Annotated in this window: 17 protein-coding genes; 9 read left to right on the forward strand and 8 right to left on the reverse strand. The window is 41.3% G+C overall.

Annotated features, from left to right (window positions below; all coding sequences use genetic code 11):
* Positions 1–20 precede the first annotated feature (20 nt).
* The 4 genes from R5R67_RS09970 to R5R67_RS09985 form a co-directional block, all read right to left on the reverse strand.
* Positions 21–1226, reverse strand: a complete 1206-nt coding sequence (locus tag R5R67_RS09970; RefSeq protein ID WP_000930806.1) for a 3-oxoadipyl-CoA thiolase — start codon at positions 1224–1226, stop codon at positions 21–23.
* Positions 1227–1240: 14 nt separating this feature from the next.
* The gene (locus R5R67_RS09975) at positions 1241–2764 is read right to left on the reverse strand and encodes a 3-hydroxyacyl-CoA dehydrogenase (protein ID WP_000220497.1); all 1524 of its coding nucleotides are present in this window, start codon (positions 2762–2764) and stop codon (positions 1241–1243) included.
* 61 nt (positions 2765–2825) lie between these two features.
* Positions 2826–3587, reverse strand: a complete 762-nt coding sequence (locus tag R5R67_RS09980) for an SDR family oxidoreductase (RefSeq protein ID WP_000101941.1) — start codon at positions 3585–3587, stop codon at positions 2826–2828.
* A gap of 29 nt (positions 3588–3616) precedes the next feature.
* Entirely contained in the window at positions 3617–4405 is a 789-nt protein-coding gene (locus R5R67_RS09985; RefSeq protein WP_000116914.1) for an enoyl-CoA hydratase, read from the reverse strand.
* A gap of 311 nt (positions 4406–4716) precedes the next feature.
* Here R5R67_RS09985 and R5R67_RS09990 point away from each other — a divergent pair, with 311 nt between their 5' ends.
* From R5R67_RS09990 to R5R67_RS10015, 6 genes are read left to right on the forward strand one after another with little or no spacing between them, the layout of a single operon-like run.
* Positions 4717–5871: an acyl-CoA dehydrogenase family protein gene (locus R5R67_RS09990; protein ID WP_000617392.1), complete on the forward strand. Its 1155-nt coding sequence runs from the start codon at positions 4717–4719 to the stop codon at positions 5869–5871.
* A gap of 58 nt (positions 5872–5929) precedes the next feature.
* Positions 5930–7213, forward strand: coding sequence for an MFS transporter (locus R5R67_RS09995; protein WP_002041103.1), 1284 nt, complete (start codon positions 5930–5932; stop codon positions 7211–7213).
* Positions 7214–7260: 47 nt separating this feature from the next.
* Positions 7261–7929 (forward strand): 3-oxoacid CoA-transferase subunit A, encoded by a 669-nt coding sequence (locus R5R67_RS10000; RefSeq protein ID WP_000608703.1) that lies wholly within the window; start codon positions 7261–7263, stop codon positions 7927–7929.
* The gene (locus R5R67_RS10005) at positions 7929–8582 is read left to right on the forward strand and encodes a 3-oxoacid CoA-transferase subunit B (protein WP_000116041.1); all 654 of its coding nucleotides are present in this window, start codon (positions 7929–7931) and stop codon (positions 8580–8582) included. Before R5R67_RS10000 ends, R5R67_RS10005 begins: the two co-directional genes overlap by 1 nt.
* Positions 8583–8618: 36 nt before the next feature.
* Complete coding sequence (gene dcaP, locus R5R67_RS10010) at positions 8619–9935, forward strand: outer membrane trimeric porin-like protein DcaP (protein WP_000733485.1); 1317 nt, start codon at positions 8619–8621, stop codon at positions 9933–9935.
* A gap of 18 nt (positions 9936–9953) precedes the next feature.
* Positions 9954–11171, forward strand: coding sequence for an MFS transporter (locus tag R5R67_RS10015; protein WP_000411823.1), 1218 nt, complete (start codon positions 9954–9956; stop codon positions 11169–11171).
* 20 nt (positions 11172–11191) lie between these two features.
* Here R5R67_RS10015 and R5R67_RS10020 read toward each other — a convergent pair whose 3' ends face one another.
* Entirely contained in the window at positions 11192–11641 is a 450-nt protein-coding gene (locus R5R67_RS10020) for a PaaI family thioesterase (RefSeq protein ID WP_001990030.1), read from the reverse strand.
* A gap of 304 nt (positions 11642–11945) precedes the next feature.
* On the opposite strand from R5R67_RS10020, the gene R5R67_RS10025 reads away from it, so the two are divergent.
* Positions 11946–13748: an acyl-CoA dehydrogenase C-terminal domain-containing protein gene (locus tag R5R67_RS10025; RefSeq protein ID WP_001131913.1), complete on the forward strand. Its 1803-nt coding sequence runs from the start codon at positions 11946–11948 to the stop codon at positions 13746–13748.
* Between the two features lie 196 nt (positions 13749–13944).
* Positions 13945–14748, forward strand: a complete 804-nt coding sequence (locus R5R67_RS10030) for a thioesterase family protein (RefSeq protein ID WP_000995514.1) — start codon at positions 13945–13947, stop codon at positions 14746–14748.
* Between the two features lie 61 nt (positions 14749–14809).
* Here the strand turns inward: R5R67_RS10030 and R5R67_RS10035 are convergent, their stop codons facing one another.
* Positions 14810–18292 (reverse strand): indolepyruvate ferredoxin oxidoreductase family protein, encoded by a 3483-nt coding sequence (locus R5R67_RS10035; protein WP_001017554.1) that lies wholly within the window; start codon positions 18290–18292, stop codon positions 14810–14812.
* Between the two features lie 203 nt (positions 18293–18495).
* Between R5R67_RS10035 and R5R67_RS10040 the strand changes: the two genes are divergently transcribed.
* Positions 18496–19437 carry a LysR family transcriptional regulator gene (locus tag R5R67_RS10040; protein ID WP_001230723.1) on the forward strand — a complete coding sequence of 314 codons (942 nt, stop codon included), beginning with the start codon at positions 18496–18498 and terminating at the stop codon, positions 19435–19437.
* 251 nt (positions 19438–19688) lie between these two features.
* Here the strand turns inward: R5R67_RS10040 and R5R67_RS10045 are convergent, their stop codons facing one another.
* Positions 19689–20591 carry a hydroxymethylglutaryl-CoA lyase gene (locus tag R5R67_RS10045; RefSeq protein ID WP_001288895.1) on the reverse strand — a complete coding sequence of 301 codons (903 nt, stop codon included), beginning with the start codon at positions 20589–20591 and terminating at the stop codon, positions 19689–19691.
* A complete protein-coding gene (locus tag R5R67_RS10050; protein ID WP_000461805.1) occupies positions 20588–22579 on the reverse strand; it encodes an acetyl/propionyl/methylcrotonyl-CoA carboxylase subunit alpha in 1992 nt (663 codons plus the stop codon). The genes R5R67_RS10045 and R5R67_RS10050 overlap by 4 nt, the downstream gene beginning before the upstream one ends.
* Between the last annotated feature and the right edge of the window lies 1 nt (position 22580).

The raw sequence follows: 22580 nt of genomic DNA on the forward strand, positions 1-22580 counted from the left end.
ATGGATATCTGGTTCAATGCTTATGAAACGTTTTCAATCACCATTGCAAGACCTTGACCTACACCAATACATAGGCTCACCACGGCATATTTCTTCTTACGGCGAATTAACTCGCGCGCTACTGTTAACGCAAGACGGGCGCCAGAAGCACCAAGTGGATGACCAACTGCAATTGCGCCACCGTTCGGGTTCACACGTGGATCATTAAAATCAACATTTAAGCCTTTTAAACAAGATAAAACCTGTGAAGCAAAGGCTTCATTAATTTCAATAATATCCATGTCATCTAAAGTAAGGCCAGCACGTGCAACCGCTTTTTTAATGGCTTCGATCGGACCTGCACCCATAATGCGTGGCTCGATACCAGCTGCTGCAGCGGATAAGATTTTTGCCATTGGTTTTAGGCCATATTTTTGACCCGCAGCTTCTGAACCAATCAAAAGTGCTGCTGCACCGTCATTAATCCCTGAGGCATTACCAGCTGTAACCACGCCACCTTCAAAGAGTGGTTTTAACTTTGTGAGTGCTTCAACAGTTGAGCTTGGGCGAGGGTGTTCATCTTCTGAAACGAGTTTAGGGGGCAATTTTTTGCCTTGGAAAACCTCAATCGGCGTAATTTCATCGACAAAGAAACCTTCTTCTTTGGCTTTTTGATATTTGGCTTGTGATTGAGCTGCAAATAAGTCGGCTTGTTCACGGCTAATCCCAAACTCGGCTGCAACGTTATCGCCCGTTTCAGGCATTGAATGACCACCGTACTGCGCAATAATTTTTTTATTTGGAAAACGAGAGCCAATCGTGGTGTCATAAATTTTTGCATCACGGCTATAAGCACTTTCCGCTTTACCCATCACGAAGGGAGCACGTGACATACTTTCTACACCACCTGCAATATACAGTTCGCCTTCACCACAAGTAATGGCACGTGCTGAGTCAATCACAGCGCCTAAACCACTAGCACATAGGCGGTTTACTGTCTGGCCCGGTACAGTAACAGGTAAACCGGCAAGTAATAATGCATTTCGTGCCACATTACGGCTATCTTCACCCGCTTGATTGGTGTCGCCTAAAATAACATCTTCAATATCCGCACCCGGCACACCAGTTTTTTCTAGTAGTTTTTGAATGACCGTTGCTGCTAAATCATCAGGACGAATTGAGGCAAGTTCACCCGCATGACGGCCAAATGGACTACGCAAACCATCATAGATATATGCATTTAACATTGAGAAATTCCTTTTCAAGACTCGTGAGTAAAAGTAAGAGGTAAATGAAGTGCGACACGACGCTGTAACCACGGGCTAGGGCGGTAACGCGGGTCATGCGTAAGTGCTGTTATACGGTTCAGAATAAGTAAGATTTTTTCACTGCCGACTTGATCGCCCCATTCAATTGGACCAAATGGGTAGCCTAAGCCAAGACGTACTGCAGCATTAATGTCATCTACCGTTGCAATATTTTGCTGGGCAATATCGCAACCTAAATTAATGACCATTGCTAAAACGCGCTGCGCAACAAAGCCAATACTTTCAGCAATCATGCTGACCATATTTCCATCTAGATTGAAAATAGAGTGAGCGGCTTGTCGGTATTCAGGTTTGATAATGAGTGAAGGCATTAAGGTTCGATGCTTTGCAATGCCATAAAGCATGTCTATAGCAACGGCTTGTTCTGGGTTAATCCCTAGTCGGGTCGCCGCTTGGGTTGTGTCTTCACCGTAACAAGCGAGCAAACATAAGCTACCTGTTTGTGGTTCCGAATTGGTGTCTAAGGTAATATTTTGCTGAGTTAAATAATCTTCGAGCTGTTTTTTATCGTCTAAGAAATCGGCAGCGATCCAAATTTTTGGATATTGCGCTAAACGCTCTACAAACTTGGCAGGTTGTTCACCTGTTTTTGAACCGGTTTCATAATTATAAAAACCTTGATTAACTTTACGTCCAAGTTGTTTGGCATCAAGCATTTGTTTGGTGAGCGGGTTTGGCTTGTAGCGGGCTTCTTCATAGTATTGGTGATAAATCGACTCCATAACTGGATGCGAAACATCAAGGCCAGTTAAATCCATTAATTCAAATGGCCCCATCCTAAAACCGACGCCGTCACGTAAAATTCGATCAATTTCACTAATATCACAGACATTTTCATTTAAAATTTTGAGCGCTTCGGTGCCATAAGCACGGCCCGCATGGTTAATAATAAATCCAGGGGTGTCCTTTGCCACAACAGGACGATGACCAAATGCACGAGACAGATCGTTTAAAGCATCTATAATAAGTGGGTCTGTTTTTAAACCACGAATGACTTCGACCACTTTCATGAGTGGAACGGGGTTAAAAAAGTGATAACCCACAACACGCTCAGGCTTTTTGCAATTTGCAGCAATGGCTGTAATAGAAAGAGAAGAGGTGTTTGAGGCTAAAATAGTATTATCCGAAACGATATCTTCAAGCTGCTGCATCAAGCTTTGTTTGATATCAAGACGTTCAACAATTGCTTCTACAATGAGGTCGCAATTTTTTAAATCTTCAATTTGATGAGCAACAATTAAATGGTTATTTGCCGCTGCTGCTTGCTCAGATGTAATCTTATTTTTGTCGACTAACTTTTGAAATGTAGCAGCCAGTTTTTCTTTAGCCTGTTCTGCTGCACCTGCTTTGGCATCATATAAATAAGTGGTATGACCTGACTGTGCAGCAATTTGAGCAATACCACTGCCCATAACACCTACACCAATCACAGCCATGCTTTTAATATCATAAGTCATGTCGATCATCCTGATGATTAATCTATATTTGAAATTAAACGGAAAAATAGGGTTGGGTGATTTAGCTTAAGCATTGTTTATCACCATCAATTGGTAAGATTTGCCCTGAAATTGAGCGGCCACTGTCTGACGCTAAAAATAGGCATAAATCTGCAATATGTTTTGGATTGACAAAATATTTGAGTGACTGATTTTTCAGTGCATTTTGAGTCACTTCTTCAAGTGAGGTCTGCGCTACATCGGCACGGGCCTGTAATACGCGTTGAACCCGATCACCATCGACTGCACCCGGAAGAATAGCGTTAACTCGAATATTATCTGCACCAAGTTCCATAGAAAGCGTTTTGGTAAAACCAATCAGTCCCCATTTTGAAGTGGAATAGGCCAATCGATATGGATAGCCTAAGCGTCCGGCAATAGACGACATATTTATAATCACGCCTGCCTGTGCTTGCTTTAAATAGGGAATGGCTAACTGGGTAATTAAAAAAGTGCTATTCAGGTTTAAATTAATCACCGTGTTCCAATCTTCAAAACTTAGCTCATCTGCTGCAACGGTTGGGCCGGAGATGCCTGTGTTATTGATTAAAATATCAATACCGCCAAGTTTCTGAATGGCTTGACTAAACATGAGTTTAATTTGCTCATGATCAGCCAAATCACATGTGTAGATATGCAAATTTGGATAATCTTGTTGAAATTGTTCTAGGCTTTTAGCATTAATATCGCAAACAAAAACTTCATCCTGATTGTTTAAAAAAACTTCAGCAATGCATCGTCCAATCCCTGAACCACCTGCACTAATCAATACTTTTCTGGCCATTTTCATTCCTTTGTTATTATGGTTTTAAATTATTTACCTTGATACGACGGCTTACGCTTTTCGATAAAAGCTTGAACGCCTTCATTTTTATCTTCCGTAGAAAACAACAACTGGAATGCTTTACGTTCTAACGTTAAGCCTGCATTTAATGGAACATCTTCGCTCATAAGCGCAACTTCTTTAATTTGTTGCAGGGCAATCGGCGGCATTTTGGCTAGGCTTTGTGCCATTTGAATTGCAGTTGAAATGGTTTGGTCATCTTCTGTGACTTGTGAAACAAGACCAATCAAATAAGCTTCTTCGGCTTTGACCATGGCGCCTGTCATAATCATGCGCATGGCATGGAATTTACCCACAGCACGGAATAAACGTTGTGTACCGCCAGCACCAGGCATTAAACCAACTTTAATTTCCGGCTGGCCAAATGTTGCGCCTTTACCTGCAATAATAATGTCAGCGTGCATTGCAAGTTCGCAGCCACCCCCTAATGCATAACCATTTACGGCAGCAATCACGGGTTTAGGGCACTGGGCAATCGCATTCCAATAACGTTCTGTATGACGCAATAACATTTCTGTGGAAGTTGCGGTTGCCATTTCTTTTAGATCTGCACCTGCGGCAAAGACTTCTTCACCGCCTGTGAGCACAACCGCATTGATCTCATCGTTAAAACTTAACTCGGTAAAAGCTTGTGCGAGTTGTTTGCGAACTTCACCGTTTAAAGCATTTTTTGCTTCTGGGCGGTTAATTTTAACAACCGCTATTTTTTGAATAGAAAAGTCGACTTCTACGAAATTATTCCCTGTTGACACACTCATTTTTGAATTCCTTGTTTCGCATATCAAAACTATATTCCTTTTATGATGCTTATTTTGGAATTTATTTCAAGTCTTATTTCTTTTAAGAGCGTAGTTGTTATCTTTTAAAAGATCTAAGTTATTGATATTACGTAGTGGTCTAATTTTAAATTTCGTTAAACGAAATTAATTTTCAAAAAAGCTTGAAATTTGTATTTTTGTTCTCGTACTATGAAACACATCCGCAGTAAACAAGATTTAAAACATGGTATCCAGATTAGCTGGAGATGGCTGATGGGTACGATGGAAATACATAAAAAGGGAGATCACAGATGATCCGTGATGAAGGGATGTTGGAGCAGTTACTTTCAACAATTCGAGATTTTGTAAAAAATGAATTGATCCCTCGTGAAAACGAAGTGGTAGAGAAAGACAAAATTCCGGATGACATTGTGCAGCAAATGCGTGAGCTTGGTTTGTTCGGTCTTACAATTCCCGAAGAATATGGTGGCTTAGGCATCACTATGGAAGAGGAAGTCAGAGTTGCATTTGAACTTGGACAAACTTCACCAGCTTTCCGTTCTTTAATTGGTACTAATAACGGTATTGGCTCAAGTGCAATTTTGATTGATGGCACAGAAGAGCAAAAGCAGAAATATTTACCACGTTACGCAAGTGGCGAAATTATTGGTTCATTTTGTTTAACCGAGCCTGAATCTGGCTCTGACGCTGCCTCTTTAAAAACCAGTGCCGTAAAAGATGGCGATTTTTATGTGTTAAATGGCACCAAACGTTTTATTACCAATGCACCCCATGCTGCAACTTTCACTGTAATGGCTCGGACAAATCCTGAAATTAAAGGGTCGGGTGGCATTTCAGCTTTTTTAGTTGAGGCCAATACGCCAGGCATTACGTTGGGCAAAATTGACCAAAAAATGGGGCAAAAGGGTTCACATACCTGTGATGTGATTTTTGAAAATTGCCGTGTGCCTGCTTCTGCACTGATTGGTGGGGTAGAAGGTGTCGGTTTTAAAACGGCCATGAAAGTGCTTGATAAAGGGCGTTTGCATATTGGTGCCTATAGCGTAGGTGTTGCCGAACGCATGTTAAACGACGCACTGCACTATGCGATTGAGCGTAAGCAGTTTGGTCAACCTATTGCAAACTTCCAGCTTATTCAAGCCATGCTTGCCGACTCAAAAGCCGAGATTTATGCAGCTAAATGTATGGTCCTAGATGCAGCTCGCCGCCGTGATAATGGTGAAAACATTAGCACGGAAGCTTCTTGCGCAAAAATGTTTGCGACCGAAATGTGTGGTCGTGTTGCTGACCGCTGTGTACAGATTCACGGTGGTGCGGGCTATATCAGTGAATATGCCATCGAGCGTTTTTATCGAGATGTGCGTTTGTTCCGTTTATATGAAGGAACCACGCAAGTTCAACAACTTATTATTGCCAAAAACATGATTAGGGAAGCTACAGCCTAATAAAAAATCAAATGCCATGAGGCATGGGATGCCTCATGTTCCTTCTGAGGATATGGACATGACAACAAAGACTGTTACAGAGAATATGAGTAGCACTGAAGCTATTCAAACACCAAAAAAGATTTGGATTACAGCTTTTATATTCGCTTTTTTTACACTTTTATGTGACGGGGCCGACTTAGGTTTTTTGGCATTAAGTCTCACTAGTCTTAAAGCAGAGTTTCATTTAACTGGTGTGCAAGCCGGAACATTAGGAAGCTTGACACTATTTGGTTCGGCCGTGGGTGGTCTTATTGGTGGTTGGGCTTGCGACCGTTTTGGTCGGGTTCGCATTATTGTTTTCTTTATTGCTTTTTCTTCGATATTAACCTGCGCACTCGGCTTTACACATTCTTATATGCAATTTGCAGTTTTAAGAACAATAGGCGCCATGGGCTTAGGTGCATTATATATTGCCTGTAACATTCTTATGTCTGAAATGGTGCCAACCAAACACCGTTCTACCGTTTTAGCAACGCTGATGACAGGTTATACACTAGGTTCTTTATTAGCGACCTTATTAGCTGGACATATTATTCCTGAACATGGCTGGCGTTTCCTATACTGGATTGCAATTACGCCTGTGGTTTTGTCAGTTTTGATGCACTTTTGCGTACCTGAACCTGAGTCATGGAAAAAAGCCCGTCAACTAAAAGCGCTAGAAGTCGCTCAAAGTAACCAACCTAAAAAACGCCAAAATCCATATCTTGAGATTTTAAGAGATAAGAAACATGGCACCATGTTTGTTCTTTGGATTATTAGTACGGGTGCATTGCAGTTTGGTTATTACGGCGTAAGTAACTGGTTACCTGCTTATTTAGAGTCTGACCTTGGCATCAAGTTTAAAGAAATGGCGATGTATATGGTCGGTACATTCCTAATTATGATGTTTGCCAAAGTAATTGCAGGTATTGTTGCCGATAAATTAGGACGCCGCGCTGTATTTGCTTTCGGAACCATTGGTACAGCCTTATTTATTCCGGTCATTGTCTACTTAAATACACCAACCAACATTTTATGGATGATGCTGTTTTTCGGTTTCCTTTACGGTATGCCTTATGCAATTAATGCCACATATATGACAGAAAGCTTCCCGACTTCTATTCGAGGCTCGGCAGTGGGTGGTGCTTATAACATTGGCAAAGTACTTTCTATTTTCTCTCCATTAACAATTGGTTATCTATCGCAAAACGGTTCTATTGGTTTAGGGCTCTTGGTGATGGCTGCAGCTTATTTTATCTGCGGTGTAATTCCATTGTTATTTATTAAAGACCGACTATTTAACCCGCAAAAGGCAGAGTGACAGATCAATCTGTCACCTTAAATTAAGGATGAAAAGGGACAAGTGAGATGATAAATAAAATCACCAGTGACATTGAACCGATTTTAAAAGCTATTCCTGATGGGGCAACCATCATGACAGGCGGGTTTGGTGTGACGGGGCAACCTGCTGAATTAATTGAAGCCTTAATCGATTTAGGAAAAAAAGAACTCACCATTGTAAATAACAATGCAGCTTCTGGTGATCGTGGTTTAACAAATCTGATTATTGCTGGCTGTGTTAAAAAAATGATTTGTTCATTTCCGAAATCTGCTGGATCAACCGTTTTTCAAGACTTATATAGAGCGGGAAAAATTGAGTTAGAACTGGTTCCACAAGGTAATTTGGCTTGTCGTATTCAGGCCGCAGGTGCTGGTCTCGGGGCTATTTTTACTCCGACTGGTTATGGCACTAAAGTTGCCGAGGGTAAAGAGACCCGAACCATTAACGGTAAAAACTATGTGCTTGAATATCCACTTGAAGCTGATTTTGCACTGATTTATGCCGATAAAGCCGATCGCTGGGGCAATTTAACTTACCGCAAAGCAGCCCGTAATTTTGGCCCAATTATGGCAAAAGCTGCCAAGACCACGATTGTTCAAGTGAATGACACCGTAGAGCTAGGAACGCTTGACCCTGAGTGCATTATTACACCAGGAATTTTTGTTCAGCACGTTGTAAAAGTAGGAGATATCTAATGTCAGTTCAAAAGCGTTCTCGTGAAGATATTGCTAAACTCATTGCCAATGACATTCCGGAAGGTTCTTATGTCAATTTAGGCATTGGCTTACCCACCAACGTTGCTAAATTTTTGCCAAAAGACAAAGAAATCTTTTTACATTCGGAAAATGGGGTTTTGGCTTTTGGTCCACCACCACAACCGGGTGAGGAAGATCAAGACTTAGTGAATGCCGGAAAAGAACTTGTTACTTTGTTAGACGGCGGATGCTTTATGCATCATGGCGACTCATTTGACATTATGCGTGGCGGTCATCTGGATGTTTGTGTGATTGGTGCATTCCAAGTTGCGGTAAATGGAGACCTGGCAAACTGGCATACCGGTAAGGCAGATGATGTGCCAGCAGTTGGTGGTGCTATGGATTTGGCAGTCGGTGCAAAAACGATTTATGTCTATATGGAGCATGTCACTAAAAAAGGTGAGCCCAAAATTGTAAAAGAACTGAGCTATCCAATAACGGGTGAGCAGTGTGTAAACCGTATTTATACCGATTTATGCATTATTGAACTCAAAGACCAAAAAGCTTACGTCAAGGAAATGGTAGACGGCTTAACTTTTGATGAATTACAGGCAGTCACTGACTGTGAACTAATCGATGCACGTGTAGCCTAAATACACACGGAAAAACGCTTCTTTAAGGATTAAAAGATGAAAAAATTAATTTTAGCTGCAGCTTGTGCTGCGGCTTCAGGGACTATTTTTGCAAATTCTTCAGATACGACAGAACAAAGAATTAATTTGCTAGAAACTGAGCTGCAAAAATTAAAAGCAGAACTTGCTGCTCAGAAACAAACTCAAAATAATTTACAGGTCAAACAGGTTAAGATCGAAGAGAACATTGAAAAAACTAAAGCAACGGTAACAGAAAAGCCAGTTGCTCCTTCATGGGTCACTTGGACGGATAATGTCAAGGTTTACGGTATTGCCCGTATTGATGCAGCGGTCGATTTTAAATCATCACCTGACTCGGGTGGTAGAACGACCAGCAGCCTGTACCGAACACCTTTTGAAAGTGAAAAACGTTCAAACCATGCACGCTCTGATGCCATGATTAATGCAAGCCGATTAGGTGTTTATTTTAATAGCCCAAATAAAGCGGTTACAGGGAATATCGAAGCCGATTTCTTTGATAGCTCTAACATGGGAACGGGGGATGGTAAATTCCGTATCCGTCATGCATTTTTTACCTATAAAGACTGGACTTTTGGTCAAACATGGTCACTCATGTCTAACATGGAAACCCGTACAGAAGCTGTCGATTACACCCAATTTGTGGGGACTTCTTATACACGTACTCCTCAAATTCGTTATGACTGGAAAATTGATGCCAATAATGATTTAAAAGTAGCTTTGGAATATACAGGTTCGAGAGTATCGGCATTTCCAACTTTAACGGGTCGCTATACCTTTAAACAGGGGCCTCTAACGGCACTTGCTCAAGGTTTTATTAATGAAAAGTCTACAGATGTCGCAACTGCCACGGTGAAAAAAGTAAGCTGGGGTGCTGGAGGCGGTTTAAAATATCAACTCACGCCACAACAATCAGTACAAGCAAATTATCAATATATTGTCGGTGATCAAAAATTTATGCCGTATACCGCCCAAAGTGGGTTGGCAAATTCAACAAGTTTAAATGCCGCGGGTGATTTCTCTTTAAACGAAGACAAAACAGATTTGGTTATGAATAAGTTGAATAGCATCAATATTGGTTATTCATATAAATTTAATGAGCAATGGCGTGCAAACTTATCGGCTTCAATGTTTGATTATGACGACGACACGGCATATGCCAAACTCAACCCAGATGCTAATAAACGCTTAACGGACTACGCAGCTAACGTCTTTTATTCACCGATTGAGCAAATGGATATTGGGATGGAATATCACCAAGGCAAACGAGAAGTGTTTGACGGCAGAACCGCTGATGTATCACGTGTAAACTTTGTTTCGATGTATAAATTTTAAAATAGGGCGTAGTTAAAAATGGAAAAAATAGTTGAGCCCAATGCAGAAAATATACTGTCAAAAAGCTTTATTTTTATCATGGCAATGACATGTGGAATTTGTGCGGGTTCAAACTATTATAACCAGCCCTTAATCTATTCGATTGCTGAAGCATTAAAAGTTAATGCCGATCAAGTCGCTTTAACTATTGTGATTAGCCAACTGTCCTACGCAGTTGGCCTTTTTATATTGGTTCCCTTAGGCGACTTTTTTGAAAAGCGAAGTTATATTTGCTTGCTCATGTGTTGTACAGGCCTTGCCCAAGTAGGGTTATCCTTAAGTCAAACCTTGCCAGCTTTATATGGCTTTACCTTTTTAGCCACATTCTTTTCGATTGCGACTCAAGTTTTGGTTCCTTTTGCCGCAGGTTTAGCCAGCCCGAAAAAAAGTCCTCAAGTTGTAGGCACTCTCATGAGTGGTTTGTTCTTAGGAATATTATTGGCACGTTCTATTGCAGGCTTACTTTCTACAGTTTGGTCTTGGCATGCGGTTTATTTAATTAGTGGAATTGTCATTTTGGTGTTTGCTTGGGTAATGTGGGTGAAGTTGCCAGTTGCGCGTAAGTCTCACGAACTCAATATTCTACAGATTTATGGCTCACTATTTTCATTAGCTGTTCACCAGCCGCATTTATTACGCCGTGGTTTTGCTGGTGGAATTGGCTTTGGTATTTTGGCTCTCATTTTTACCACCATGACTTTTATTTTGGCGAATGAGCCTTATCACTTTAACGATTTCCAAATTGGTTTATTTGGAATTGTGGGCTTGGCTGGCGTATTTGCGACTCCTTGGGCAGGTAAGAAAATTGCAGCAGGTCTTGAAAATAAAATTGCAGTGATTTGCATGGGGTTATTAATGAGTGCATGGATACCCCTATTTTTTGCTCAGCAGTCTCTGGTTGCCTACGCTGTTGGTGTGATTATGGCGTACTTCGGTTTGTCAGCATTTCATGTACTCAACCAAAATCTGGTCTACCGTATTTCGGCCGAGGCACGTTCCCGTATTAATTCAATTTATATGACCTTATATTTTGGCGGAGCCGCCTTAGGTTCTTTTATTGCGGTGTATGCTTGGAAACACTGGGGATGGGAAGCATGTGCAGCCTTAGGGCTAGGGTTGGCAATATTAAGTTTCGTGATTGATCGCTTTGATTTTTATGAAATGAACAAGATAGCAAAGCAAGAAAAAGCTCCATAAACAGGAGCTTAGATATTTTATCATTTGCGAATAATCATTAAGGTTGCCGAAGCAAAAGCATACACTTTGCCGTTTTCATCTACGATTTTACCTTGGGTACTAATAATATTGCGGCCCGCATTAATCAACTCGGCCGTCGCATAGTAAGACGTATCAACCTGCATGGGGCGGATCATTTTTACATTTAAATCAATGGTTCCATAGCCAACACCATGTTCAAGTAGGGTATGGGCCGCACTGCCTGTCGCCGTATCTAAAGCTGTGGCACAAAAGCCGCCGTGTACACCGCCTTGTATATTTCTATGTTCTTTGCGAGGAGTAACTTTATAAGTTGCTTTACCTTCGGAAACTTCAATGAGTTCCATCGGTATGGTGTGAGCCATAGGTGATGGAGAAACTTCACCATTTTTTAAAGCGGTTAAAAACTCAAGACCTGTGTATTTCGGGCTTTCCATAAATCGTCCTTGCATGATTAAGCAGTCTAATCACCATACTATAAATTGATTTTTTACGGAATAAAATTTTGCAATACAAAATATAAATTTATTCTAGTTAAACAAGACTAATTAATTTTTATCTTATATTTGTATTTAAAAACATATGTTTATATTTTATCTCTATAACTAAGTTAGGATAATTTTATTAAATTAGTGAAAATATATTTTGCTATAAGAAATTTTTTGATATTTTGGTGAGATTGAAACAATAAAAGTCCATTTTAAGGAAAAACGATATCTGCCCATGACACAGGCAGTGAAGTGAAAGGAAAAAACGATGCCTTTATACAAAGCTCCATTACGTGATATGCAATTTGTACTGCATGAAATGCTTCAAACAGAACAAAACTATCAAGGTTTAAGAAAATATCAGGAAAGCGTAAATCGAGAATTAATTGATCAATATTTAGAAGCAGCAGCAGATTTTTGTGAAAATGAGTTGGCGCCGATTAACCAAAATGGTGATCAGGAAGGCTGTCATTTAAATCAAGGTGTAGTCACAACCCCGAAAGGGTTTAAAGAAGCCTACCAAAAATATGCCGAGCTAGGTTTTACCTCGCTAACGGCCGATCCAGAATATGGTGGGCAAGGCTTGCCGACATTGCTGCGGATTGCGATTTCTGAAATGTTATGTGGTTCTAATTGGGCTTGGGCAATGTATCCGGGATTGTCTCATGGCGCAATGAGAACAATTGAGCATCATGGGACCGAGCAACAAAAACAAAAGTTTTTGACTAAACTCATTAGTGGGGCTTGGACCGGAACCATGTGTTTAACCGAATCCCATGCAGGCTCAGACCTTGGGTTAATTAGAACGAAAGCAGAACCAAATCCGGACGGTAGCTACTCCATTACAGGTGAAAAGATTTTTATCTCGGCGGGTGAGCATGATCTTTCTGAAAATATTATTCATATTGTTTTAGCCCGTTTGCCTCAGGCACCTGCAGGGACTAAAGGCATTTCTTTATTTATTGTGCCTAAATTTAATGTAGACGATGAAGGTAATTTAGAAGACCGTAATAAAGTCGTTTGTAGTGCGATTGAACATAAAATGGGGATTCATGGTAATGCTACCTGCGTACTTAATTTTGATGGTGCCAAAGGTTATTTGATTGGTCCGGAAAATCGCGGGCTTAATTGTATGTTTACCTTTATGAATACCGCACGTATTGGAACAGCTGTACAAGGGCTTGCTGCTTCTGAAATTTCATTTCAAGGCGCATTAAGTTATGCCAAAGAGCGCCTCGCTATGCGTTCGTTATCCGGTCCTAAATATCCTGACAAAAATGCCGATCCAATTATTGTGCATCCCGCTGTACGTTCGATGTTAATGACCCAAAAAGCATTTTCTGAAGGTGGTCGTGCACTGGCTTACTTTTTAGCCCAGCATGTCGATATTGTCGAAAGCTCAAACGATCAGGAACAGCAAAAACACTCTGACGAATTACTGGCTTTTTTAACGCCAATTGCTAAAGCTTTTTTAACAGAGTCGGGTAATGAGTCTGCAAAGCATGGCGTTCAAGTATTTGGCGGCCACGGCTTTATTGTTGAGCATGGAATGGAGCAAATTGTACGTGATGCACGTATCTCGACATTGTATGAAGGAACGACCGAAATCCAGTCTCTAGATCTGCTGGCACGTAAAGTTCTCAAGTCAGAAGGTAAACTTCTAAAAAATATGACTGATTTAATTGATCAGTTTATTGGTCAACAGCAATCCAATGAAGTCTTGAAACCTTATTTAGAAAAATTAGCTGAGCTTAAGCAGAAATGGCTGTCACTGACCAAAACTATTGCCGACAAAGCAAAACACAACCCTGAAGAAATAGGGGCCGCTTCGGTGGATTATCTTTATTTTTCCAGTTACGTCGTGTTCGCTTATTTATGGGCTCGAATGGCACAAGTTGCCCATGAAAAATTAGAATCGGGTACACAAGAGGAAGCTTTTTATAAAGCAAAATTAACGACAGCTAAGTTTTTCTATCAAAAACTTTTAAATCGTACACAGAGCCATGCCGCTTCTATTGAGTCAGGAGCTGAATCGGTGATGGAGCTCGATCAAGATGCTTTTGCATTTTAGTGAATGGTAAGTTCTAGAATCGCTGGGTGAAATTGACATGCGAAATTTTACCTAGTGATTAAATTTGTAATTTTAGACTCATCAGTTTTTGGTAGGAAAAACCAGTTGAGCCAATGAAATAGAGGGTTAACATAAGCATTAAAACGTGAATTTTCATCAAATATTGAAGTTGTATAAGGACTAAGGAAAGAAAATCATGAATGCTTATTATCAATTACTGAATAGAACAATTGGTCCTCAAGGTGAAGTGATTGCTCATTATTGCTCAACTGTTCATGCGCAAGGTGCTTGGAACCCTCATGAACAGCATATGGCGCCTGCAAGTGGCGTGATCGCAGTAGAGTTAGAACAGTTTTCACCGCGACAAGATATGCGAATTGGCCGAATTAGTTTTGATATTTTTGGATTAATTGCATTTGGTGAATTTACGATTAAGACCCAGGTGATTCGTGCCGGTAAAACGATTGAATTGATTGAAGCAGAACTACAAGCACAAGGTAAAACTTGTATTGTGGCTAGAGCATGGCGCATGTGCACTCAAGACAGTTCCGAGATTGCGGGGCTTGAAGATCAACCAATTCATCATCCCGATACCTTTACTGAATGGTCGGGCATGAAAAGATGGCCGGGTGGTTTTATCCAGACATTAGTCACTAAAACAGATGATCAGCATCGCGCGGGCAAAGGCATTGTTTGGCTAAACAATGACAAAGAAATGGTTGAAGGGCAGCCGACCACAGATTTTGCGCATTTAATTGGCATGGTAGATGCGGCAAACGGCATTGTTCCAAGACAAGAAGGAGAATTTACTTGGGGCTTTCCAAATCTTGATTTACAAATCCACATGCACCGTTATCCGCAAGGGAAATGGCTAGGTTTGGAAACCGTTCAGCAATATGGTACGGATGGCATTGGTTTAACCAGTGCAGTTTTACATGATGTGTATGGTCCATTTGGACGAAGCGAGCAGATTTTGACTTTACGTAAAATGACTAAATAAATTTTTGAGCCAATAAAAAAGTCATCCCTCAGGATGACTTTTTTATTTTGAGATTTAATTTTTAGTTACGGACTTTTAGCAGTGTTGGGGTAAGTTCATCCCAACGTTGTTTTGCAGCGTCCATTGCTTTCATTTTGATATGTCCATAACCTCGGACTTCTGCCGGTAGTTTTGCAATTTGTTCAGCAACTGCCAAGTTATGATTGTCGGGTGCTTCAACAAGTGCTTCAACAAATGCGATGTAACGGTCACGCCAAGCTTGTTCGTGTTGACGTTCTTCTTGACGTGCAAATGGGTCAAGGAAAGTTTCACGAAGCCATTGTAAGCGAGCAAGCATCATCATTGGGAAGCGCATCCAGTAACCAAACGCACGTTTACGGACATTTTTCAGGCCACCAAGTAAAGCTGGCGGAGCAAGATGATACGTTAAACGTAAGCCTTTACCGAATTGGGTTTCAATCGATTCTTTGAAGCTTTTACCTGTTAGTAGACGTGCAACTTCATATTCATCTTTATAAGCCATGACTCTGTAAAGCTGAGTTGCAATCGTACCTGTTAACTCTTCTGGTAACTTTTTAGCTGCCAATTCTACAAGTGTGCGGTATTTAGCTGCATAAGCTTCATTCCAGTAGTCTGTTAGACGAGCAGAACGGTCTTCAACAAGTTCAGCCAAAGTTTGCGGAGTTTTAGTTTTTGGCATTGCTGCAAGTAAACGAGCAGCTAAAGTCGGGTCACTTGCAAGATGACAACCCACGCGGAAAGCTTCGATGTTCTTTTCAACAGCCGTACCATTTAGGCGAATTGCTTTTTCAATGCTTTCACGTAATAGCGGAATGCGACCAGATTGCCATGCCATACCGAGTAATAACTGGTTGGTATAAATTGAATCACCCAAGAGTAGTGTGGCAATGCGAGCCGCTGGTAGAGAAACCAATTGACCTTGACGAACACGACCACGAAGACGGTCAATTAAATCAGTAATAGGTGCATACCAGTCGCGAGATTTAATAAACTCAGAAGTAGGAGTGCTGTCTTCATTCACAATCACTAAGGCATCTTCTTTTAAGCGAGAGAGGGCTGCACCACTACCAGCAACTACCGCATCTGCACCAATGAGTAATTCACATTGACCTGCTGGAATCTTGGTCGAAGAAATTTGCTCATCACTTGCTGCAAGTTGTACGTATGAATAAACCGTACCACCTTTTTGCGCAAGACCTGCCATATCCATAACACGTGTTGCTTTGCCTTCTAGGTGAGCTGCCATACCAAGAAGTGCACCGATAGTCACAACACCCGTACCACCAATACCGCCGACCATAATGCGACTTGGAACATCATATAACTGAGGAATAATTGGGGACGTTGGCCATCCTGCGCTAATACCTTCAAATTTAGCAGGACGTTTCATATCACGTGTATGAACAGTCACAAAGCTTGGGCAGAACCCTTCAGCACAAGTGAAGTCCTTATTACAGCTACTTTGGTTAATTTGACGTTTAGTGCCTAAAGCTGTTTCTACTGGCTCAATAGATAAACAGTTTGATTTTTTAGAACAGTCGCCACAGCCTTCGCAAATATCGGTATTAATGAATAAACGTTCAGCTGGGTCAGGGTAAGCATCACGTTTACGACGACGGCGTTTTTCACTGGCACAGGTTTGTACATAAATTAAAGCAGTTACACCTGAAATTTCACGCAGCTCACGTTGAACTGCGTCAAGTTCATTACGGTGGCGAATTTCTACACCTGGTGCAATACCGTCTTCTTCATTTAACAGTTTGATTTCATCAGTCACAATGACTTGTTTTTTAATACCTTCGGCATCGAGCTGACGAGTTAATTGTGCAACGCTCAAATGACCATCTACATGCTGACCGCCTGTCATAGCGACTGCGTCGTTGTAGAGGATTTTATAGGTGATATTGGTTTTTGCAGCAATAGACTGACGAATTGCCAAGTAACCTGAGTGGAAGTAAGTCCCATCACCAAGGTTAGCAAAAATGTGTTTTTCATTGGTAAAAGGCGATGCACCGACCCAGCTTACACCTTCACCGCCCATTTGAGAGAATGTTTCCGTACCACGGTCAAGCGAAACGGCAATATAGTGGCAACCAATACCACCTAATGCACGGCTACCTTCAGGAACGACTGTTGATGAGTTATGTGGGCAACCACTACAGAAATAAGGTTTACGTTCAGCAAGGTCAATAACACGTTTTGATTCTTGCTCTGCTTTTAGTAGGAGGTCGATTCTGCTTTGAATTTGTACTTTTAAGCTTTCTGGAATATCTAGTTTTAAGAAGCGAGCAGCCAGCATTTTTGCAATCGGTTCAGGCTGGTACTCATAGTGACCAATGAGTGGTGCTTCTTCAATAGAGGTACTCCATTCACCTTTGCCGTCAGTTGCTTTACCAATGACACGAGGACGTTGGTCATCAGGCAGTGAGTAAAGCTCATCTTTAATTTGTGTTTCAAGAATTGGACGTTTTTCTTCAATAACGATCAACTCTTCTAAACCTTTGGCGAATTCACGAATACCTTGTGGTTCTAAAGGCCAGATTAGACCAACTTGATAAACACGTAGCCCAAGCTGTTGGGCTGTTTCATCTTCAATTCCTAAAATACGTAGGGCTTCAATGGTATCTAAATAACCTTTACCACTTGCAGCAATACCAATACGGGCATTTTCACAAGGCCATGTTACGGTATTGATTTTATTCGCACGAGCATAGGCCAAAACAGCTGGTAAGCGATATTTATAAAGACGTTCTTCTTGTTGGATGCCATGATCTGGCCAACGAATGTTAACGCCACCCTCTGGGAAATTAACATCTTCTGGTATAACAGGAGTGACACGGTCTAAGTCGACATGAACTGAAGCGGAAGTTTCTACAATTTCACTGACTAGCTTCATGGAAGTCCAAAGACCAGAAAAACGTGAAACTGCGATGGCGTGAACACCAAAGTCTAAAATTTGTTGAACGGATGTTGGGTAGAAAATTGGAATACCACAACCAATCATGACATGTTCAGACTGGTGGGGAACTGTAGAAGATTTACATGAGTGGTCATCACCGAATAAAGCAACGACACCACCACGTTCAGAGGTACCAGCTAAGTTAGCATGGCGGAGTACATCGCCTGAACGGTCAACACCCGGGCCTTTACCATACCACCATGAAGACACTCCATCATATTTGCCTTGACCTGAAAGATTTGCTTGTTGTGTACCCCAGATTGCGGTAGCAGCCAAGTCTTCGTTTACACCAGGTTGAAATACGACATTATGGGATTTAAGTAATCCTTCAACTTGCCAAAGGAAATTATCATAGTTACCAATAGGGGAACCACGATAACCAGAAATAAAACCAGCAGTATGATAACCATTGATCGCGTCACGGCGAGTTTGGGCAAGAGGCAAGCGAACAAGTGCCTGAATGCCGGTCATAAATGCTGTACCGTTATCACTTACATATTTATCTTCAAGTGACACATCCTTTGTTGCAATAATATTTGGAGTGACTTTTGTAGCTATATTCATTTATATCTCCTTAGAATTTTTAGTAGCTCGGACTACTTTCTTTTTTCAACATCCAGTTGAATATTTGGAGCAAGTGACATACGAAATAAAAAAGATCGGTTCCTCTTCTTAAAAAGAATTAGTGCCAATGTATGTACATTTAGTCATTGTGGTTGATCTAAACTGGTGCAACAATCCGTAATTTAGGAAAAGATATTTACGTTATGCGCAAAAATCTCGATGGTGGACTTTTGCATGCAATGCATGCATTCCTGAAAGTGATTGATAGCGGGAGTTTCACAGCAGCAGCTGAGCAGATGGATCTGACCACAGCACAGGTTTCACGTCTTATCAGCGAGCTAGAAACACGCTTAGGTACAAAATTAATACAACGCTCAACGCGCCAGCAGGCACTGACTGATATTGGTGCAACTTATGCAGAGCGTTGTCGGCAAGTTATTTCAATGGTGGATGAAGCAGAGGCAGAAGTCACCGGAACGGCATCTAAACCTAAAGGTCGTTTACGTGTATTAAGTATGGGAAGCTTTGGGCATCATTATGTTTTCCCTGTCATGGCCGAGTTTTGTAAGCATTATCCCGAATTAACCGTGGAATATACGACCTCACAATACGTTCCAGACCTGTTAGCAAAAGGGGTGGATGTCAGTCTTTATCTCACTGAATCATTAACAGACTCTCGTTTTGTTGCACGCAGAATTGGCACTATTTTTTCTGTTTTATGTGCTTCACCTGCGTACCTAGAAAAACATGGCGTTCCTAAGTCTCCAGAAGACTTAAAAAATCATGCCTGTTTACGCTTGGTAAACCCGTCTATTACGCCAGATTGGCATTTGTTAAATGCCAATGGTGAGTCTTGTCAAATCGACATTGGAGGGCAACTCATTGCAGATAACCCCGAGTTATTGTTAGATGTGGTGCAACAGGATATGGGGGTTGCGTTATTGCCGATGTTTTCGGCTTTAGACGCGGTTCAAAATGGAAGATTATGTCATATCTTGCCTGAGTGGCGTTCGCCCGATATTGGAGTTTATACCTTATTGCCTTCACGCCATTTTATTGATGCCAAAACACGCGCATGGCTGGATTGGGTAGAAGAATATATTTCTCCAAAAATTGAAATGGATGCATCTTATTTTTATAAATAAGGAGATAAATTTTTTAAGGATTACAATTGAAAAAGGATGAAGAATAATACGGATTAGAATAAAAATAGGGTAGAAAATGCTTCTTTTTAAAGAGGCATTTAATACAGAGATGAACGATAAATTTTAAAAAAATTGCATGAGGGATTGAGCCCCAATTCCTGAACAGAATGAGATAAAGATGAGATAGGATGATCTGGTACTTTGCCTAATATTCAGCTTTATACCAGATGCTGAACTATTTTAATTTATGACTATGCACACTTGGTCTGCCAATACGCATTGGCATAATTCGATAAGCTTTTTCGGTTTAATACATTGCTAATATTTTGGCTGGCTTGCATCAGTTTCTCTAAGTCAATGCCAGTTTCAAAACCCATGTGTGATAGCAAATAAAACAAATCTTCGGTCGATACATTACCCGAAGCTCCTTTGGCATAAGGGCAACCTCCAAGTCCTGCAAGAGACGAATCAAAAACACGAATACCTTGCTGTAAAGACTGATAAATATTGGCAATTGCCATGCCATAGGTGTTGTGGAAATGCCCAGCTAATACCTTGCTATCGAGTTCAGCAAGGCAGGCTTGCCATACCTTTTGAACACGATCTGGTGTTGCGGTGCCAATGGTTTCACCTAAAGACACTTCATAGCAGCCCATGTCATAGAGTCGTTTAACCACTTTTACGACTTGCTCAGGGGCAATTGCGCCTTCATAAGGACAATCGACAATACAAGAGACATAGCCGCGTACACGGATGTTATGTGCTTTTGCTGCGTTCATGACATCGCTAAACTTTTCAAAGCTTTCGTCGATTGAACAGTTAATATTTTTACGGGTAAAACTCTCAGAAGCTGCGGTAAACACCGCGACCTCTTTGCATCCTACCGCTTGAGCAGTTTCAAAACCTTTAATATTTGGAGTAAGCAGGCTAAATTGCACATCGGTTGTTTGGGGTAACAGCTTAAATAGCTCGTCACTTTGGGCCATTTGCGGTACCCATTTTGCCGAAACGCATGAACCGACTTCAATTGATTTTAGGCCTGCATTGATTAGATCGTTAATGAAGTTTAAGCGTTGTTCGACAGTTAAAGCCTGCTTTTCATTTTGGAGGCCGTCTCTGGGACCGACCTCCACGATTTTGACAAATTCACTCATGCAACTTCCTCCTGTGCAGGCTGAAATTCCACAAGCTCATCGCCAGCTTTGACCTGATCACCGACTTGGAAATAGGAGTCTACAATCACGCCATCTTTAGGGGCACGGATGGTATATTCCATTTTCATGGCTTCAAGCGTCATTAAAATATCGTCTTTCTTCACGCTATGATTTGCACTGACGAGCACTTGTGTAACCACACCCGGCATTGGTGCTTTTAAATGACCTTCATCGGCTTGGCTATCTGCCTGATTAAAGTCTTGGCGGATATAAGCAAACTTATAGCTTTGACCATTTTGGAACAAGGTAATGCCTTGCTGACTTTGGTTAAAAGACAGCTTTTGCTGAGTTCCACTAATTTGAACAGAAACAGTATGTGCATCAATCAATTGACCAGAAATCGGGTAGCTTTGACCGTTATATTCTGCGGTGAAACCATCTTCATTTGAGGCAAATTTGATTTGAATATTTTGGTTTAAATAGTTCAATTTAATGCTGTGCTGATAAGCAATATTTAAACGCCAAAGCGGCTGAGCTTGCCAAAGCTGTTTTTGGCTTGAGCTGTTGTTATTAAGCTTGCTTAAAAACTCAATAAATGCTGCGGCTACCACCAGTTCCGGTTTGATCTCTTCAGGGCTAAACAAGAAGTTTTGTTCACGCTGAATCAGGTTGGTATCAAGCTTGGCTTGTTTAAACGATTCGCTACGAACAATTTTTTCAAGAAAAGCAATGTTGTTGCCTAAGCCATCCACATGGAATTGGCTTAAAGCATTTTGCATTTGAATAAGCGCAGCTTCACGGTTTTTACCCCATACGATGAGTTTGGCAATCATTGGGTCGTAATAGGTCGTGATTTCATCGCCTTCAACAATACCACTATCTACACGTACATATTGGTTTTGAGTTGGATAGCGCAAATAGTCGATTTTACCAATAGCAGGTAAAAAGCCTTTTTCTGGTTCTTCAGCGTAAATCCGCGCTTCAAGCGCATGTCCGTGAATTTTTAATTCGTTTTGTAGTTTAGGTAAAGGTTCGCCATAAGCGACGCGAAGTTGCCACTCGACCAAGTCTTCACCTGTAATCATTTCAGTAACAGGGTGCTCGACTTGCAGACGGGTATTCATTTCCATGAAATACGCCGTTCCGTCTTGTTCCACAATAAACTCAACCGTACCTGCACCAACATAATTTACCGCTCGTGCAGCATCAATTGCCGCTTGGCGCATTGCATCGAGCTTTTCGCTTGGCATTTGTGGAGCAGGGGCTTCTTCTAGCACTTTTTGGTGGCGGCGTTGTACTGAACAGTCGCGTTCAAACAAATGTACGTAGTTGCCATGTGTATCGCCAAACACTTGCACTTCAATATGGCGCGGTTGAATCACATAACGCTCAATCAAGACATCATCATTACCAAAACTCGATTTGGCCTCACGTTTACAAGAGGCTAAGGCATGCAGAAAATCTTCACTGCGTTCAACTAGACTCATGCCTTTACCACCGCCGCCAGCACTGGCTTTAATTAAAACAGGATAGCCAATTCGGTCTGCCTGTTGCTTTAAAAAGTCCGCATCTTGGTTGGTTCCGTGATAACCCGGTGTTAAAGGGACACCAGCTTTTTCCATTAAAGCTTTAGAGGTTGCTTTTAAGCCCATCGCTAAAATGGCATCCACTGGCGGGCCAATAAAGCAAATGTTGTGTTGTTGGCAAGCGAGTGCGAACTGGTCGTTTTCAGAAAGGAAGCCGTAACCCGGATGAACCGCTTGGCTGCCTGTATCAATGGCAGCTTGAATAATACGATCAACCTGTAAATAACTTTGTGTTGCAGGGGACTGACCAATATAAACCGCTTCATCTGCAAGTTTGACGTGTTGGGCATTTGCATCTGCATCTGAGTAAACGGCAACCGTTCTAATACCTAATTTTTTAGCTGTACGAATTACGCGGCAGGCAATCTCGCCACGGTTCGCAATTAAAATCTTTTCAAACATG

Source organism: Acinetobacter sp. OYA S30, assembly GCF_033599315.1.
Lineage (GTDB): Bacteria > Pseudomonadota > Gammaproteobacteria > Pseudomonadales > Moraxellaceae > Acinetobacter > Acinetobacter baumannii.